The sequence below is a fragment of the Methylobacterium indicum genome, assembly GCF_001043895.1.
Lineage (GTDB): Bacteria > Pseudomonadota > Alphaproteobacteria > Rhizobiales > Beijerinckiaceae > Methylobacterium > Methylobacterium indicum.
Genome location: NZ_JTHF01000129.1, coordinates 1 through 15,538, shown reverse-complemented (window position 1 = coordinate 15,538; position 15,538 = coordinate 1). Strand labels below are relative to the sequence as shown.

18 protein-coding genes are annotated in these 15,538 nt (G+C 69.0%); 17 read left to right on the top strand and 1 reads right to left on the bottom strand.

What is annotated here, in order from left to right; translation table 11 throughout:
- The 11 genes from QR78_RS34195 to QR78_RS16145 form a co-directional block, all read left to right on the top strand.
- A partial coding sequence (locus QR78_RS34195) for a hypothetical protein (RefSeq protein ID WP_208993244.1) occupies positions 1 to 671 on the top strand: 671 nt, incomplete at its 5' end.
- 22 nt (positions 672 to 693) lie between these two features.
- Positions 694 to 1,206 (top strand): hypothetical protein, encoded by a 513-nt coding sequence (locus QR78_RS16195; protein ID WP_048428582.1) that lies wholly within the window; start codon positions 694 to 696, stop codon positions 1,204 to 1,206.
- 650 nt (positions 1,207 to 1,856) lie between these two features.
- Positions 1,857 to 2,096, top strand: coding sequence for a hypothetical protein (locus QR78_RS36075; protein WP_048428580.1), 240 nt, complete (start codon positions 1,857 to 1,859; stop codon positions 2,094 to 2,096).
- Positions 2,093 to 2,761, top strand: a complete 669-nt coding sequence (locus QR78_RS16180) for a head-tail connector protein (RefSeq protein WP_048428579.1) — start codon at positions 2,093 to 2,095, stop codon at positions 2,759 to 2,761. Before QR78_RS36075 ends, QR78_RS16180 begins: the two co-directional genes overlap by 4 nt.
- Positions 2,758 to 3,084: a hypothetical protein gene (locus QR78_RS16175; protein ID WP_048428578.1), complete on the top strand. Its 327-nt coding sequence runs from the start codon at positions 2,758 to 2,760 to the stop codon at positions 3,082 to 3,084. Before QR78_RS16180 ends, QR78_RS16175 begins: the two co-directional genes overlap by 4 nt.
- A complete protein-coding gene (locus tag QR78_RS16170) occupies positions 3,084 to 3,776 on the top strand; it encodes a hypothetical protein (RefSeq protein WP_048428577.1) in 693 nt (230 codons plus the stop codon). The genes QR78_RS16175 and QR78_RS16170 overlap by 1 nt, the downstream gene beginning before the upstream one ends.
- 2 nt (positions 3,777 to 3,778) lie before the next feature.
- Positions 3,779 to 4,249 (top strand): phage tail terminator-like protein, encoded by a 471-nt coding sequence (locus QR78_RS16165; protein ID WP_053220954.1) that lies wholly within the window; start codon positions 3,779 to 3,781, stop codon positions 4,247 to 4,249.
- 20 nt (positions 4,250 to 4,269) lie between these two features.
- On the top strand, positions 4,270 to 4,482 hold the full coding sequence (locus QR78_RS16160) for a hypothetical protein (RefSeq protein ID WP_125901255.1): 213 nt from the start codon (positions 4,270 to 4,272) through the stop codon (positions 4,480 to 4,482).
- 64 nt (positions 4,483 to 4,546) lie between these two features.
- The gene (locus QR78_RS16155) at positions 4,547 to 5,026 is read left to right on the top strand and encodes a phage tail tube protein (protein WP_048428574.1); all 480 of its coding nucleotides are present in this window, start codon (positions 4,547 to 4,549) and stop codon (positions 5,024 to 5,026) included.
- Between the two features lie 31 nt (positions 5,027 to 5,057).
- Positions 5,058 to 5,495: a hypothetical protein gene (locus QR78_RS16150; protein ID WP_048428573.1), complete on the top strand. Its 438-nt coding sequence runs from the start codon at positions 5,058 to 5,060 to the stop codon at positions 5,493 to 5,495.
- 8 nt (positions 5,496 to 5,503) lie between these two features.
- On the top strand, positions 5,504 to 5,920 hold the full coding sequence (locus QR78_RS16145) for a phage tail assembly chaperone (RefSeq protein WP_048428572.1): 417 nt from the start codon (positions 5,504 to 5,506) through the stop codon (positions 5,918 to 5,920).
- On the opposite strand, the gene QR78_RS16140 is transcribed toward QR78_RS16145, so the two are convergent.
- Complete coding sequence (locus tag QR78_RS16140) at positions 5,880 to 6,152, bottom strand: hypothetical protein (RefSeq protein WP_048428571.1); 273 nt, start codon at positions 6,150 to 6,152, stop codon at positions 5,880 to 5,882. The genes QR78_RS16145 and QR78_RS16140 overlap by 41 nt on opposite strands.
- 38 nt (positions 6,153 to 6,190) lie before the next feature.
- Here QR78_RS16140 and QR78_RS16135 point away from each other — a divergent pair, with 38 nt between their 5' ends.
- The 6 genes from QR78_RS16135 to QR78_RS16110 all read left to right on the top strand — a co-directional run.
- Positions 6,191 to 9,742 (top strand): phage tail length tape measure family protein, encoded by a 3,552-nt coding sequence (locus tag QR78_RS16135; RefSeq protein ID WP_048428570.1) that lies wholly within the window; start codon positions 6,191 to 6,193, stop codon positions 9,740 to 9,742.
- Positions 9,742 to 10,341, top strand: coding sequence for a hypothetical protein (locus QR78_RS16130; protein WP_048428569.1), 600 nt, complete (start codon positions 9,742 to 9,744; stop codon positions 10,339 to 10,341). Before QR78_RS16135 ends, QR78_RS16130 begins: the two co-directional genes overlap by 1 nt.
- Complete coding sequence (locus tag QR78_RS16125) at positions 10,341 to 10,721, top strand: DUF6950 family protein (RefSeq protein ID WP_048428568.1); 381 nt, start codon at positions 10,341 to 10,343, stop codon at positions 10,719 to 10,721. Before QR78_RS16130 ends, QR78_RS16125 begins: the two co-directional genes overlap by 1 nt.
- On the top strand, positions 10,714 to 12,849 hold the full coding sequence (locus tag QR78_RS16120; protein ID WP_048428567.1) for a phage tail protein: 2,136 nt from the start codon (positions 10,714 to 10,716) through the stop codon (positions 12,847 to 12,849). Before QR78_RS16125 ends, QR78_RS16120 begins: the two co-directional genes overlap by 8 nt.
- Positions 12,849 to 13,529 (top strand): hypothetical protein, encoded by a 681-nt coding sequence (locus tag QR78_RS16115; protein WP_048428566.1) that lies wholly within the window; start codon positions 12,849 to 12,851, stop codon positions 13,527 to 13,529. Before QR78_RS16120 ends, QR78_RS16115 begins: the two co-directional genes overlap by 1 nt.
- Positions 13,530 to 13,567: 38 nt before the next feature.
- Positions 13,568 to 15,538, top strand: a 1,971-nt coding sequence (locus QR78_RS16110) for a hypothetical protein (protein WP_048428565.1), incomplete at its 3' end; no start/stop codon positions are given.

The following is a 15,538-nucleotide window of genomic DNA, read 5'->3' as shown; positions in this document are numbered from 1 at the left end:
AGGGCGTCGGCCTGATCGCCTACGAGATGGACTACCACACCACCAGTCCCGATACGACGGTGGCGGGGATCAACCATCTCCTCGGCGGCTCGGCGATGCCGAAGGCCGCGGTCGGGTTCACCTGTGGAGGCCTGCCGTTCTGGTCGGACTGCTTCGTGGCCCGCGATGGGAGTGCTCGGCCAGGCGCTCCGTCGCTGAACCTCGGCGCCGCATCAACCTCCGGTAACAACATTGCGTCGCAGTATGCGCAGTGGAACTACTTCGACAGCAATGGCGCCCGCCAACTGTGGAAGCTGGGCTCGCGATCGGACGGCGTGTTCAACATCAGCTCGACCTCCGGCAGGCCCCTCAACATCGATGCGCCTCTCTACGCCCAGCGCGTCTACACCACCGAGGGGACGCCGACGCTGACGAACTGCGGCAGCGGCGCTACCCTGGCCGCAGGCAGTACGGACCGGGGAGGGGCGGTAATTCCTGGTACAGGCGCCACAACCTGCACTGTCAATTTCGCTACCCCGTATGCCAACGCGGCGTTCCCAACAGCAACGCCCGCGTACAACATCGGATCTGCGTATTATTATATCGCCGCGCAGAGCAAGAATGGATTTCAGCTTTCATGGTCTGCCGCCGCTTCCGGCCAAGCGTTCAACTATATAGTGGTTGGTAATTGATTTTATCGAACAGAGATCAATAATGCTCCGCGCCCTCCCGCTCCTTGCCTGCTTGCTCGCCTCCCCGGCCCTCGGGCAGACCGCCTCGGCGCCACCGGCGCCGCAGAGCCCGACGCCGATGCCGTTCGTGCGGGCCTCGCGGAGCCCCTTCATCCTGCCGGCGACGACCACGCCGCAGCAGTACATGGTCACCCAGCCCGTCGGCTCGACGACCTATCGGGGCTATAACCCCTGCGCCAATGCGGACGTGCGGGTCATGTCCGTAGCGCCGCTGGAGCCGATCGCGACGCAGCCAGTCACGGTCAACGGCAAGACGCTCCCGGGCGTGCTGCGGGTGACGTCGAAGACCGAGACGATCGACGAGTTCTCCGGCACTCGGCTCGGCCGCGGCCCGGAGACCCTGGGCAGCGCGAGCAATCCGAACGGCGGCCAGGACCGGATTATCTCCATCGTCCTGGTGCCGATCCCGGGCTATGCCGCCGACCTCACCGGCGTGACGTGCCTGTACGAGCATATGTACGGGAAGGGCTCGTGATGCGTGTCGCGCTCGCGGTTTCCGCCCTCCTCCTGGCGAGCCCGGCGCTCGCTCGGATGCCAGGACAGATCGGACCGCCCGGCATGCAGGGCGAGCCTGGGCCGAAAGGTGATGCCGGCCCCAAGGGTGACCAGGGCCCACAGGGCGCAGCCGGGCCGAGAGGGGCAGATGGCGCACAAGGACAGCCTGGCGCGACAGGCGCAGCCGGCAAGGATGGCGCCCCGGGCGCCGCTGGTGCTCAAGGAGCCGCTGGACCGACCGGCCCCACCGGGCCTGCTGGTGTCACCGGCCCGCCCGGGCCCACCGGCGGCCAGGGTGCAGCAGGAGCAACGGGCGCGACTGGTGCGCAGGGACTGAAGGGGGACAAGGGCGATGTGGGCGCGACCGGTGCGCAAGGCCCCAAGGGTGATCCCGGCATCCAGGGGATTCCGGGGGCGGCGGGCGCGATGGGCCCGACCGGCGCGACAGGATCTGCAGGCGCTGCTGGCGCAACAGGAAGCGCTGGTCAGCAAGGCGCGACCGGGCCGCAAGGGCTGACCGGCCCCGTCGGCCCCACTGGTCCCCAGGGCGCTACCGGCGCGCAGGGCGCCACGGGGCCGACGGGCCCGAAAGCCTCCACCCTTGTCTGCAGCGCGACCATCGCCGAGACCATGCTGGCGGCGGTGTCCTCCGGCATCCGCACTGTCCCGGGCATCGCCTGCACCGGGGTGCTCGCGACCGATGTGCTGGAGGTCTACCCGACCGCGCCCGGCACCTTCCCGGCGGGCTACGCCGTCCACCATGCGCTGCCGACGGCCGCCGGCCAGTTCAAGGCGGTCATCAGCCAGCCGGGACTCGCCCTCGGCGCCTCCTACTCGATCCCCGTGGCCGTCTACAGCGTGAATCGATGACCCTGACCGTCCTCACCGCGGCCACAGAAAAGCGCCTGACGACGGTCGAGCGCGCCCGAGCGATGCTCGGGTTCGCCGCCGCGGACGACATCGCGGTCGGCATGATGCTCGACCAGGCGTCCAGCCTGATCGCCCAGTTCTGCCGCCGGCCGTTCGGTGTGGAGACGCTGCGCGAGCGCCCCTCCCTGCTGCGCGACTGCGGCGGGCTGGTGCTGTCTCGAGATCCGGTGGTCGAGGTCATCAGCGTGACGCGCGGCACGGACGACGTGCTGGCGCCCGCCGACTACGAGATCGATGCCAGCGGCAAGGTGCTCTACCTGCTCCAGGACGGCCAGCGGTGCGGCTCGCCGAACTGGTGCTTCGACCACAACTGCCACCCTGACGGGCGCGGCTTCGGCCTGACCGTCGAGTACCGGGCCGGCTACACGCTACCCGGCGGCGACGCCGAATCGACGCTCCCTCCCGACGTCGAGCGCGCGGCGATCATGTCCGTCTCGACCATGCTCTCGTCGCGCGGCCGGGATCCGCTGCTCAAGTCCGAAAACGTCATGGGGATGGGCAGCTTCACCTATGCCACGCCGGCCGCCTCTACGCCCGCGGGCGGGCTCGTGAACGCCGAAGCCCAGGCCCTGCTCTGGCCCTACGTGCGGGCGGTGCTCGGATGAGCCCGGAGCAGGCCATCGCGGCGCTCGACCGCCAGATCGCGCTCCATGGCGACGATGCGCAGCACCAGCGCGGCACCGGCGCGGCGGCGAGCCTGCGCCTCTGGGTCCGGGAATACCTGCCCCAGGAGCTACAGGGTGGCGTCACGCAGGGCGACCGGAAGGTGGTGGTGTCGCCGACCGACGTGGCGAAGGCCGGGCTCTCCGACCTCCGGAAGCTCGACAAGCTGACCATCGCCGGCCGACGCACGAACGTCGAATACGCCAACCCGACCCGGATCCGTGGCGTCGTGGTGCGGTGGGACCTGAACGTCCGGGGCTCCTGATGGCTGGCCGCGTCACCCCGATCGCCCAGGAGTTCGAGCTCCTGGTGCGCGATGCCTGGTCGCCCGAAGCGCAGGCCGGCTACGTGCGCGAGTTCGCCCGGGAGCAGATCGCAGGCGCCGAGGCGCAGAACGAGAAGGCCCTCGGCTACAAGCCGGAGCACCAGCTCTACATCGACGGGACCCAGCGGCCCGACCTCTCGGCGGTGACCGGCAACAGCCGGATCCTGGTCGAATTCGAGATCCTGTTCGACGTGATCGCGCGCGTCGACGAGATGCTGAAGGCGGCCTCGCCGCGCGGCACCCGCACGAAGCTGCCGGGTCAGCGCTACGTCGAGAGCCACCACTGGTTCGCCGACGACCGCGAGTTCACGGACATCGCCAACCCGCCCAAGGCCGAGCAGTACGTCGTCCTGAACTCGCAGCCCTACACCCGGCGCCTGGAGCGCGGGTGGAGCAAGCAGTCGCCGCAGGGCGTCTATCAGGTCGTCGCCGCCATGGCGAAGCGGCAGTTCGGGAACATCGCCTACGTCGGCTTCACCTACCGCTCCTTCCCGCACGGCGCGATCGGCGCATGGTCGGGCTCGGCCTCGGCCCGGAAAATGGCGCGCGAGGTGCGCGGCGGCCGGGCGTCGTTGCACGAGGAATGGCTGACCCGGCAGCCGGCCATCATCATCGACCCAGGCAGAGGCTGACCTTGGCCCACAAGACCGTGATCGATGCCGTCGAGGGCCGCCTCGCCGATCGGTGGAGTTCGCCCGCGGCGATCGCGGCGCGCGTGGCCGCCGGCCTCCCGGAGGCGCCCGTCTACGGCGCCAACACCCCCGAGAGCGCCGAGGTGCCCCAGGACGGCGGCGCCTACCTCGAGGTCCAGTACCCCTATTCCGAGACGGTGCAGGCCACCCTCGGGCGGGTCTACCGCGAGAGCGGGGGCTTCGCGATCTTCGTGAATTTCGAGCGCGGCGGCGGAGCCGAGAAGGCGAGCATTCTCGCCGACCAGCTGGCGACCTTGTTCCGCGATCGGCGCTTCGGCGGCATCCAGACGTTCTCGCCGTCCTCGCCGGTCATCGATGATCGAAATGAAGAGGGGCTCTACTACTCCCTCTCCATAGCCGTTCCCTACGAATACGTCTTTCGCGACGACAATTCGGGCGGCTTCTACGACTGAGGAGCACGGATATGCCGCGATTGACGAACATCAGCAAGCAGAACGTCGAGGTCAAGGTCGGGATCAAGGACGGCGCGGCCCAGCAGGAGGTCATCCGCCCCGGCGAGACCAAGCTCGTGAACTGCGCGAGCGACGATCCCTGGCTGCTCGCCCTCCTGAACGCCAACGCCGTCACCACCGAGGACAAGCGCGTCGCCAAGGCGGTCGAGGCCGCGGCCGCGCCGAGCGCCTGACGCTCCACCACCCCTTCCGACAACCCGCACCACCAGCAACCGGCAGCCGCCGGAGGAGACCACTATGGCCGAAATCGTCACCGCCTCCGGCGCGAAGATCTTCATCGGGCCGGCCGTGACCAGCTCGACCGATACCACGGCCGAATTTGCCGCCCTGACCTGGACCGAGATCGGCCTCGTGGAGAACCTGGGCGAGTTCGGCGACGAGAGCAGCGCCGTCAACTTCACCGCCCTGGGCGACGGCCGCGTGCGCAAGGCCAAGGGCGCTCGCGACGCCGGGATGCTCTCCCTGACCGTCGCCCACGACCCGACCGATGCCGGCCAGGCCGCGCTCGAGGCGGCCGAAGCGACCAACAACAAGTTCGCGTTCAAGGTGGTCTACCCCGATCGTCCGGTCCCGACCGGCACAGACGGCATCGACTACTTCCGCGCGCTCGTCATGTCGAAGCGCAAGAACGTCGGCAGCAACGACAACGTGATCCGGCGCACCTACTCCCTCGGAATTGACAGCCAGATCTTCTCCGTCAACGCGGCCTCGGCCTGATCGACGACAGCAAGGCAGGAGCGCGTAGCGTATGAAGCTCAGGGCCATCAAGGTGAACTCCGCCCGCTCGGAACAGGGCGGGTGGGTCAAGGACATCGCCGGGTTCCCCGGCGTCCGCCTGCTGGTGCGCGGGTTCGAGAGCGAGGCGTTCAAGCTCGCCCTCTCCCGCCGGCAGTTGGCGGTCACGAACGACGACCGCGAGGACGGCAAGCCGGGCGGCGCGGTCAAGCCCAAGGTCACGGAGCGGCTGTTCGGGCTGGCGATGGCCGATGCCATCCTGCTCGACTGGGACGGCATCGAGGGCGAGGACGACCAGCCGATCCCCTACTCGCGCGAGCTCGCGGAGCAGTACCTGACGGACCCCGACTTCCGCCTCTTCCGCGAGGCGGTGGCGCTGGCCGGCACGCTGGTCGAGAGTGAGACGGACGCCCGGGTCGAGGCCGCCTTGGGAAACTCACCCGCTGCCTGAGGTGGCAGATGCACTTCGGCCCGATGCACGCGCACATCGCGCGGCTGAAGGCCGAGGGGCGGAAGCTTCCCGACGGCTACGATGAGCGGCCGGGGATCTCGGCGTTCAACCTGTTCTTCTGGGATGCCTTCTGGGAGCTGAGCACCGAGCGCCCGCTTGGGTTTGGCGCCGAGGGGCGGATTCCCGGGTCGGCGATTGAGGCTTTCGCCGGCCGGGTCGGGATGGTCGACACCGACGAGATCGCGTTCTTCCGCGCGGTGATGCGCGGGATGGATGCCGAGTACCTGGCTCGGAAGCCATGGGTCGCCACCGTCGCGGCCGGCGGCGTCGCGATGAACGACCACAAGGGCCTGCGCGGGCTGCTGCGGCGGAACGCGAAGGCGCCTACCGGCCAGCCCCACGCTGGCCTTCCTGCCAGCGCCTGAGGTCTGCTTCGGCGTCGGCGCGGGACTTGATGCCGGACCGCTTCTCTCCGGTCTCGGTGTTCACGCAGGTGCTTTCCCGCGGGTTGGAGCGCCCGCCGCGCTCCGCCTCGAACCACAGGCCGCCCATGGCCTGCTGCGCCGCGAAGCACGCCTTCTCGGTCTCGAACGGGGCCGAGCCGCTGGTGAGCCCGCCCGCCGGCGAGATCGCCACCCAGAGCAGCATCCACTTCATCGCCGCACCTCCCGGTAGCGCCGTAGCACGGACCCGTGATGGCAACCAACATCGAGACCATCCGCCGGATCACGATCGAGGCCCGGACCGCGGGCGTCGAGCAGGCGAATGCTCGGCTGACCGACACGACTCGGGCAATCGGGACGATGGAGGGCGCGGTCGCGCGCGTCCGGCGATCCTTCGACCCCCTGTTCGCCCCCATGGAGCGGCTGACCGGCGTCGCTCGCACGCTGCAGTTGGCCGTCGCGTCCGGGAACATCTCGCAGGACGAGGCGAACCGGCTCTACGATCTGGCGTCGGCCAAGATCACCAATCTCGGCCGAGCGATGGAGAGCGCCAGCCGGGCGCAGCAGCAGTGGAGCGCCTTGTCTCAGGCGGGCCGGCAGCAGCTGCAGCAGGTCCAGGCGGCGTCCACGCTGTCGGCGGCGAATCGGTCGGCGGCGGAGCGCCTCGGCGGTCTCGGCTACACCGGCGGCTCGGCATTCTCCGATGCGCAGAAGCGGGCCCAGGCCGCGCAGGTCGACCCTCTGGCGGCCGCGCAACAGAAGCGCGACGAGCAGTTGGAGAAGGCGAACGCCGCGCTCAAGGCCGGCGCCATCTCGGAGGAGGCGCACGCCCGATCGGTCGCCTACACCACCGCCACCTACAACGCCCAGGAGACGGCGGTTCGGCGGTTCATCGCGAACACCGACGCCTCGGGCAAGGCCGCGAAGCTCTCCGCCTACGAGCTTCAGAACCTGGGCTACCAGGCCAACGACGTGTTCTCGTCGCTCGCCTCCGGCATTTCGGTCCAGCAGACCCTTGCCCAGCAGGGCCCGCAGATCTTCCAGATCCTGCAGGGGTCGAACGGGGGGCTGAAGGGTGGCATCTCGGCGATCGGCGGCGTCGCGCTGTCGGCGGGGCGTGCTCTGATCGGCTTCGGCGGGGCGCTTGCCGGCACGACAGTAGCGCTGATCGCGGCCGCGGCTGCCGGCAACTCCTACGCCAACAGCATGATGGCCGTGGACCGGGCCGTTGCAGGCCGGGGGCGCGCCTCCGGCTCGACCGCGCAGCAGATCATCGAGACCGCGGCGGCGAACGCCGATGCCGGCAAGGTGTCGGTCCGCCAGGCGCGCGAGATGGCGTCCGAGTTCGCCTCGACCGGGCGAATCGGCTCGGAGATGTACGGCAGCCTGATCCGCACGGCGAAGGACTACGCCGCGACGACGGGCCAGGATCTGCCGACGGCATCGAAGGCGCTGGCCGAGGCCTTCGCGGACCCGGCCGCCGGTGCCAGCGCGCTCAACAAGCAGTTGGGGTTCCTGAACGCGGCATCGGCCGAGAGCATCGAGCGGCTGGCGCGCCAGGGCGACCGGCTCGGCGCGCAGCGGGCGCTCATGGACGCCTACTCGACCAGCCTCACCAAGGCGCGAGACCTCACCTCCGGGTGGGGCGTCGTCACCGAGGCGGTCGGGAGCACCGTCTCGGACATGTGGGACAAGATCGGCAAGGCGGTCGCCAACTCGTTCACCGGGGGCGAGACGCTCGAGGCTCGTCTCACGGAAGCCCGCCGGCTGCTGTCCGAGGCACAGGGGGCGCAGGGTGGTGTCGTCGATCGCCTGACCGGCAACGCCACGAGCGAGGTCCAGCGCCTTCAGGGCGTGATCGGGGGGCTTCAGGCCCAGATCGCGCAGCGTGACGCCCAGAACGCCGCGGCCCGCCGCAACCAGCGCGACATGGAGATCAAGTCGCTGGTCGACGGCTACAACCAGTCCGGCCAGGCGCTGAAGCGGCTCGAGGACGACGCCAAGAACGTCGCCCGGGCGCTGCGTGAGGGCGTGCTGGACCCTGAGGGCCGGTCGCTGCGGACCATGACCTCGCTTCAGGAGGCGGCGCGCCAGATCAAGTCGGACATGGCCGCCGGCGGCGCGGCCTACGCGGACGCGGTGCGGGCGGCCGGGTTCGAGAACCGGAACGTCGGCACCACCGGCGTTGCCCTTCAGCGCGCCCAGATCGAGGAGCAGGCCCAGAACAAGGCGCTTGCGGCGACGCGCGACACACAGGACGCCTCCGAGCTGTTCGCGAAGCTCCAGTCCATTGAGATCGAGCGCGTCACGCGCCTGAACACGCTCCTGAAGGAGACCGAGAACCAGGCGGCCAACGCTGGTGGCGCGCTGGCTCGGGTCAGCGGCAGCCTGCGGGAACAGATCATCGGCGCCGCGCGCGGGTCGGTGACGCCCGGCATCATCGCCGGCATCGCGGGCAAGGAGAGCTCGAATAATCCCAACGTCGGGTTCTCAAAGTCCCTCGGCGAGGACGGCCGCCCGTCGTCCGCCTATGGGCTCGGCCAGATCACGAAGGGCACGGCCGAGGAGGCGGTGCGCCGGGGCTACCTGCCCCAGGGCTTCGACCGGACCGACACCTCGACGATGGCGCAGGGAATCGCCGGCGTCCTCGCGATGAAGATCGATCAGGCAGGCGGCGACGTCACTGCCGGTCTGATGGCCTACCGCGGGTCGAAGGACCCGGCCATCAACCGCGCCTATGCCGCCGAGGTGATGCGCAAGGCAGGCCAGTTCGGCGACGTGTCCAGCACCGGACTGGTGAAGGACCAGGACGCCCTCAACCGCAACCAGCGCGACGCGGCGGAGAACCTGAAGAACCTCACCAGGAACTACGGCGAGAACGGCGCGGCGCTCGAGATGGAGGCAGCCCGCCGGCAAAAATACAACGAGCTCCTCGACCGCGGCGTGCCGGCGGCGGAGGCTGCGTCGATCGCCTTCTCGGGCATGACCGACAAGATCGTGCAGCTGGGACGCTCCGCCAAGGAGATCCAGTTCCAGCGCGATCTCGAATTCGAGCGGGCGCAGTTGGGCCGCTCCAGCCTCGACCAATCCGTCTACAGCCAGGTCCGCAGCCGGTACGGCGACACCACGAGCGCCGAAGCCCAGGGCGCGATCGGGAGCCTGCGCGAACTCGGCATGATGAAGGAGGCGCGCGGCGCCTTCCAGGACACGTTCGGCGGGGTCGTGTCGAGCCTGAGCCGGGGCTCGACCGCGGCGCAGGCTTTCTCGCAGGCGCTGAGCCGGCTGGGCGACAAGCTCATCACCATGGGCACCGACGCCCTCGGCGGCGTGCTCTTCGGCGGCGGCAAGAGCGGTGGCGGCGGCATCTTCGGAGGCCTGCTGGGTGGATTGCTCGGCGGGGGCGGCGGGAGCGGCGGCCTCGACATCGGCGCCACGTCCTGGATGCCGAAATTTGCAGACGGCGGGATCATGACGAGCGAGGGCGCGCTCCCGCTGCACCGCTATGCCACCGGCGGCATCGCGAACACGCCCCAGGTGGCGCTCTTCGGCGAGGGACGCGGCCCGGAAGCCTTCGTGCCGCTGCCCGACGGCCGCAGAATCCCGGTCTCCATGACCATGAGCGGCGCGCCGGCGAACGGAAACGGCCCCAGCACCTTCACCGACGCCCGCGCCTACCAGATCGATGCGCGCGGTGCACAGGCGGGGGTCGCCGACCAGATCGTGAACGCCATCAAGGCCTACGACCAGGAGAAGACCCGGAACCAAGCCGCCGATCGCGAGGCATATCGCCGGATGGAGGGCTGATGCCGGCCTATCCCGATCTCGTCCGGCAGATCCAGCAGGGCCGAAGCGTCAAGCGGGCGATCCTGGCGCGGCTGGACTTCGCCTCTGGCACCGAGCGCTACTGGCTGGGCTTCGGCGATCTCGCCACGCTGGACCCGTTCGCGGCGAACCCGAGCACCGCGAATCGCATCGTGTGGAAGGGGCTCGGGCAGCTCGGTACGATCTCGGATGTCGATCGGGCCCTGACGACGCCGACCCCAACGACCCTGGGGCTGTCGGGCGTCGATGCCACCCTGGCGGCCCGCGCCATGCGGGCGAACGACGAGGTGAAAGGCCGCCCGGCCCGGATCTTCGAGCAATACTTCGACGCCGAGACCTCTCAGGTGGTCGACATCCCCGTGATCCTCGCATCCGGCGTGATGGACCGGACCCAGATCCAAATCACCGGGCCGACGACATGCACCATCTCCGTGCAGATGACCTCGCTGCTGTTCCGGCGGCGCCGGCCGGCACAGGCCTACCTCTCGGACGCCACGCAGCAGATGCTGCACCCGGGGGACAACGGCGCGCGATCGATCCCGCTGCTCACCCACAAGACCGCGAACTGGCCCGTCTACTGATGGCGCACATCATGGCCGAGGCCGCCGAGCCGTTCCGCCGGCCGGACCACGACTGCGTGGGCTTCGTGTGCTCGTGGCTGCTGAAGGCCGTCGGCATCGATCCTGGGGCGCACCTGAGGTCGTACAGCGGCCTCGCGGCGGCGGAGCGCATCATCCGTGCTCACGGAGGCTTCTTGCCACTGTGGGCCTCCTGCATGGCTTCTGCGGGGTTCCGGGAGACGGCAGCGCCGCGCCTCGGCGACGTGGGCGTGGTGATCGACGCGGCCGGCCAGGAGGTCGCTGCGATCCGCGCGCGCAACGCCTGGGCGGGTAAGAGCGCCGCCGGCGTCCAGATCGAGAATTTCCCGATGCTCGCCGCCTGGAGCCTCGCCCGTGGCTGAGGTCATCGGCGCAGCGATCATCTCTGCCGCCACCGCGGCGGAGATCGGCGCGGCTGTCGGCGTCTCGGCGGCTGTGGTCACCACGGCGGTCGGCTCCGCTGCGATCATCGCGGGCGGCGCCGCGCTGAACCTGATCGCGTCGTCGCTCACTGACGATCGGCAGAAGCAGGCGGCGACCCAGTTCTCAAGCCAGCAGCCCATGCCGTCCCGGCAGCGGTCCTATGGTCGGGTGAAGGTCGCCGGGCCGCGCGTGGCCTACGGCGTGATCGGCGGGGCCTTCTGCTACGGGCTCTACCACGGCGAGGGCCCGTGGGACGCCATCGAGGAATGGTGGCTCGACGACATCCAGATCTCGTTCCCGGCCGGCAGCCTCGGCGGCAGCGTTCCGAACGTGCCGTGGCGCGGGTACGTGTCGATCGATAGTCGGCTCGGCACGGTGCCCCAGGCCGCATCGGGACTGCTCTCCGGCCTCGACGGCTACGACGCCAGCTATCGCCTCGACGGGTGTGCGTTCAGCGCGGTGCAGAGCCGGTTGCCGCCCGAGAAGAAGTTCAAGGCATACTACCCGAAGCAGACGTGGAGCGAACTTCGCGTCACAGCTCGGACGCAGAAAGTCCGCGACGTGCGCGACCCTGCGCAGACCGAGGATCCGGCGACTTGGAAATTCACCGATCGCAGCGGGCCGAACATCTATGACTTCCTGACCCATCCTCTCTGGGGGCTGCGCATCCCCCACAGCATGATGAACACGGCCAAGTGGGCGGCCTTCAACAGCCTGTGCGACGAGGTGTTCACCGACAAGGCGGGCAACCCGGTCAACCGCTACAGCCTCGGCGGCACCTACCAGCTCACCGACGATCCGGCCGACACGCTCAACGCGATGCTGTCGACCTGCGATGGCACGCTGAGGCTTGAGGCGGACGGCACGATTGGGATCACCGGAGGCAAGTTTCCGACCCCGACCGTCACCATCACCGATCCCGCCATCCTGGCGATGCAGATCAACGTCGGCGGGTCGCGCTATTTCGAGTTCAATCGGCTCAAGCTCTCGTTCGTCTCTCCGCCCCACGATTACCAGCAGGTCGAGGGACAGGCGTGGGACGACGCGACGGCGCAAGCCGCCAGCGGCGAGTTGATCGAACAGGACTTCGCCCGTCCTTGGGTCCAGAACTACAACCAGTTGCGGCGCCTCGCAAAAATCGCGATGGCGAAGGGCAACCCGGACCTCAAGATCACCGGGCTCGTCACCGACCTGTCTGCGGCGCCAGCCTTGTTCGAGGACAGCGTGCGCCTGATCCTCTCGGATCTCGGCATCGACGCCGTGTTCCTCGTGATGCGGGCGGTGGCGAACGTCGAAGCGGGCACCTGCACGTTCGACTTCGCGAGCTTGGACCCGAGCGCCTACAGCTTCGACCCCGCGACCGAGGAAGGCACGGCGCCTACCCTCCCGGGCGCCCAGGCCGCCGAGGGGCCGCCGGCCGATCCGCAGGGTCTGACCGTCTCGGTCGAGCGCAAGCCAGTGAGCGGGTCGACCAACGCCACCTTCCTGCGGCTCACCGCGACGCCGGCCGATCGCCAGGACTACTCTCTGATCGGCCGCTATCGGCTCCAGGGCGACACCGACTGGACCGAGATGGCCCAGGACACCGACGACCAGTGGTCGCTCGTCTCCGGGGTCCTGAACGACGGCGCGGTCTACGAGGTACAGGGTGCGGTCGCGAGCTACGGCCGGGCCCGGGTGAGCAACTACTTGGCTGCGGACGGATCGCCTATCACCGCCACGGCCGACACGAACAGCCCCGGCCCGCCCACGGGCGTCGTCGCCAACGGCGGGTCCGGGCAGGCCTCCTACGCTTTCACCATGCCGAACAGCGCCAATGCGGCGCGGGCCGCGGTCTATCGCAACACGGCGGACAACCTGCGGACGGCAACGCTGGTGCGGACGCACAACGCTTCGCCTTCGCAGTCGATCGACGGCACGATCACGGGGCTCGCGCCTGGCACCTATTACGTCTGGGTCCGCGCACTGAACGCCTCGGGCTACCCGGCTCTCCCGAGCAACCCTGCCACCCCGGACCCTGATGCGTCCAGCACGGTCCGGGCGCCGAACCCGGTGACGGTGACCTGATGGCCGATCTGATCATCCCGCCCGTGCTGGAGGCCCGTTCGGTCGCGTGGATGCTGCGCAACACCAGCCGGGGCGGCGGCGCCAGCACCACCGGCCAGGAACAGGTCGTCGCGTCGCCGACCGGCCGCTGGACCGCCAGCGTGACGTTCAACGTGTTCTCGGGCGGTGAAGACGCGGCAGTGCTGGCCTATCGCTCCCTGATCCGCCGAGGGCGCAGCGCGGTGTTCGCCGTGCCGCAGTACGACGATCGCGGGCCGGGGAGCTACGCCGGCCTGTCTCTGCCGCGCCAGGGTGTACCCCACAGCGACGACAGTCCGTTCGCGGACGGTTTCGGCTACTCACAGCGGCTCGCGAGCGCGTCGTTTGCCGGACCGGTCGCTCTCAATGCGACCCAGATGCAGATCGTCATCGGTACAGGGCTGATCCTGACCGAAGGCATGCGGTTCTCCACGCCCGACCATCGCCTCTACGAAATCGACGAGGTGCTGGGATGGGATGGGGGCAACCATTGGGCCGTGAGCATCGCGCCGTGGACCCGAGCGGCATATGCGACCGGGACCGAATTGAACTTCGACACTCCGCTCTGCCGGATGCGCCTTGCCACCGATGATACCGGTATGCTGAGCGTGTCCACCCGCTCTTTGAGCAATCCGACAATCGAATTCGTCGAAGCCTTCTAGGCCGGCAGATCTTCCTTAAATCTAGACGGACCTGACGCATGGCTTTCACCCAGCGCGCGGCAACGATTTGGCGCGACTACATCGTTCCGCTCAATCCGCTGTCCGGCATTTACAAGCCGGAAAAGCCCCTGATCCGCCAGTGGGGCAAGGAGATTGAGGATCAGCTTGCGGCGCTCGCGGCTGCGGCCGGGTTCGATCCGTCGATCATCACGGATCTCCGCGATGACGTCGACGCGGAGATCATCCGCTCGACGACCTTCGACGCCGGCCTCGCTACGCGCTCCCGCGCCGCCTTCACCCGCCCCCGCCGAACGACCGGCCAGTCCTACCCCCGCAACGGAGTTTTCGAGGCCTGGGCGGCCGTCTTTACGCCGACCCGGGACGTGCCGGCCGCAGCATCGTTCACGACCTGGATCCAGGGGCTCGGCGCGTCACCGCAGATCGAGAAACTGCAGCTGCAGGTCTACCGCGTGCCCGTCGCGTCGGTGGACACCTCGCCCCCCGGGTCGGGCGATCTGGTCTACCCGCTCACCAGCTATGACATCGCGGCCGTCTTGGATGACCCTCCGCACCCGACGCGCGTGCAGCGGGTGGTCCTGCCCACCCCGGGTCTCGGACAGCTTCGCAAGGGCTTCTCCTACGTCTACACGCTCTATGCGCTCCTGGCGGGTGATACGCCCTCGGCGTTCGGCATCGCGCAGGGCGAGCCCGTTTCGGGCAGTGCTCCGCGCGATTACGGGTGGGTGCGGGTCAACGGCAGTTGGGGCGGTGTCAACGGCGCGCCGATCGCCTTCGAGGTCGCCGAGAGCGTAGGGGCGCCCGACGGCAATCTGGACGGGCCGCTCATCGAACGCGTCTCGGCCGTGGGGCAGCAGCCGCTCTACTGGACCGGGCTGAGCGCCCTCATCCCGGAGCTGCGCCTCGACCACGGCCGCTCGACAGTCATCGTCGCCGACAAGGCGGCCGGACGGTATCAGCTCGTCGGCTTCGGCCGGCCCGGCGCCGTGACGCGCACCATGACGCTCCCTATCCAGGCTGCTCGCCTCGGACTCGGCCACGAGTACGTGCGCAATGTCAGCGTGGTTCGGGACAGTGACGGCGCTTCGCAGACCGAGGGTGTCGATTACGTCGTCGATTACACCACGGGCGAGATCTACAACCCGAACGCCGGATCCGGGAACGTCGTATCCCGCATCACTTATACGGCGGACCAGACCCGCTACGACGTGCTGTACATGGATCCCAAGACGGGAGCGCTCGGGTCGGCTGCCGGCGCCGAGCGAGGCAAGGACGTGGCCGAGTACGTGCCCGACCCTCCGTTGGGCGTGATCCGCCTCTACCACGTCTACGTGACCGCGGAGCACGGGATCACCCTCGTTCCGATGTACGAGCACCGGAACGGCGTCCGGGTCGGCGCCGAGGGAGAGCACCTGTCGTGGCTCACCGACATGCGGTCCAGACTGTCGGGCCTGCGCCGCAAGATGCGAGCCGGAGAGACCATCACGATCTGCCAGGTCGGCGACAGCATCCAGGCGCAGGGCGGCCAGGCACCGAGCCAGTACACCACCCCGAACGGACCGAGCCGAGACAACCCGAACATCTACTTCGCGGGCACCGGCGTAGGCGACGACTTCCTCTCGAGCCTGCCCCGCTACGATCACGGCGACGGTGACGGGCCGATCCATATGCACGTCGGCTGGGTCTGGCACCTGAAAGCCGCGATCGAGGCGTGCTCGAACTCGACCGTGATCATCAAAAATCTGGCGGTCGGGGGATCAACCGCAGGGCAGACGCTGCCCGGTGGCAATTCACCCGAGATGCTGGCCGCCTATCAGGCTGCGAACGCCGACATCTACCTTTGCAACTTCGGGATGAACCAAGTCGGTGACACTGCGCTCGAAACCCAACTCATCTCGTTGTTTCGCACCCTTCGCAGCTACGGCGGCGAGGTGATTGACATGCCGGTCGTCCTCACCCCGCAGATCGGACAGATCACCGACCTGTCGGAC

Coding starts and splice junctions, on each gene's coding strand:
- QR78_RS16170 (WP_048428577.1), top strand. CDS start 3,084: ATGGCTGGCCGCGTCACCCCGATCGCCCAGGAGTTCGAGCTCCTGGTG.
- QR78_RS16125 (WP_048428568.1), top strand. CDS start 10,341: ATGGCGCACATCATGGCCGAGGCCGCCGAGCCGTTCCGCCGGCCGGAC.
- QR78_RS16130 (WP_048428569.1), top strand. CDS start 9,742: ATGCCGGCCTATCCCGATCTCGTCCGGCAGATCCAGCAGGGCCGAAGC.
- QR78_RS16155 (WP_048428574.1), top strand. CDS start 4,547: ATGGCCGAAATCGTCACCGCCTCCGGCGCGAAGATCTTCATCGGGCCG.
- QR78_RS16175 (WP_048428578.1), top strand. CDS start 2,758: ATGAGCCCGGAGCAGGCCATCGCGGCGCTCGACCGCCAGATCGCGCTC.
- QR78_RS16145 (WP_048428572.1), top strand. CDS start 5,504: ATGCACTTCGGCCCGATGCACGCGCACATCGCGCGGCTGAAGGCCGAG.
- QR78_RS16140 (WP_048428571.1), bottom strand. CDS start 6,152: ATGAAGTGGATGCTGCTCTGGGTGGCGATCTCGCCGGCGGGCGGGCTC.
- QR78_RS16135 (WP_048428570.1), top strand. CDS start 6,191: ATGGCAACCAACATCGAGACCATCCGCCGGATCACGATCGAGGCCCGG.
- QR78_RS16150 (WP_048428573.1), top strand. CDS start 5,058: ATGAAGCTCAGGGCCATCAAGGTGAACTCCGCCCGCTCGGAACAGGGC.
- QR78_RS16115 (WP_048428566.1), top strand. CDS start 12,849: ATGGCCGATCTGATCATCCCGCCCGTGCTGGAGGCCCGTTCGGTCGCG.
- QR78_RS16195 (WP_048428582.1), top strand. CDS start 694: ATGCTCCGCGCCCTCCCGCTCCTTGCCTGCTTGCTCGCCTCCCCGGCC.
- QR78_RS36075 (WP_048428580.1), top strand. CDS start 1,857: ATGCTGGCGGCGGTGTCCTCCGGCATCCGCACTGTCCCGGGCATCGCC.
- QR78_RS16180 (WP_048428579.1), top strand. CDS start 2,093: ATGACCCTGACCGTCCTCACCGCGGCCACAGAAAAGCGCCTGACGACG.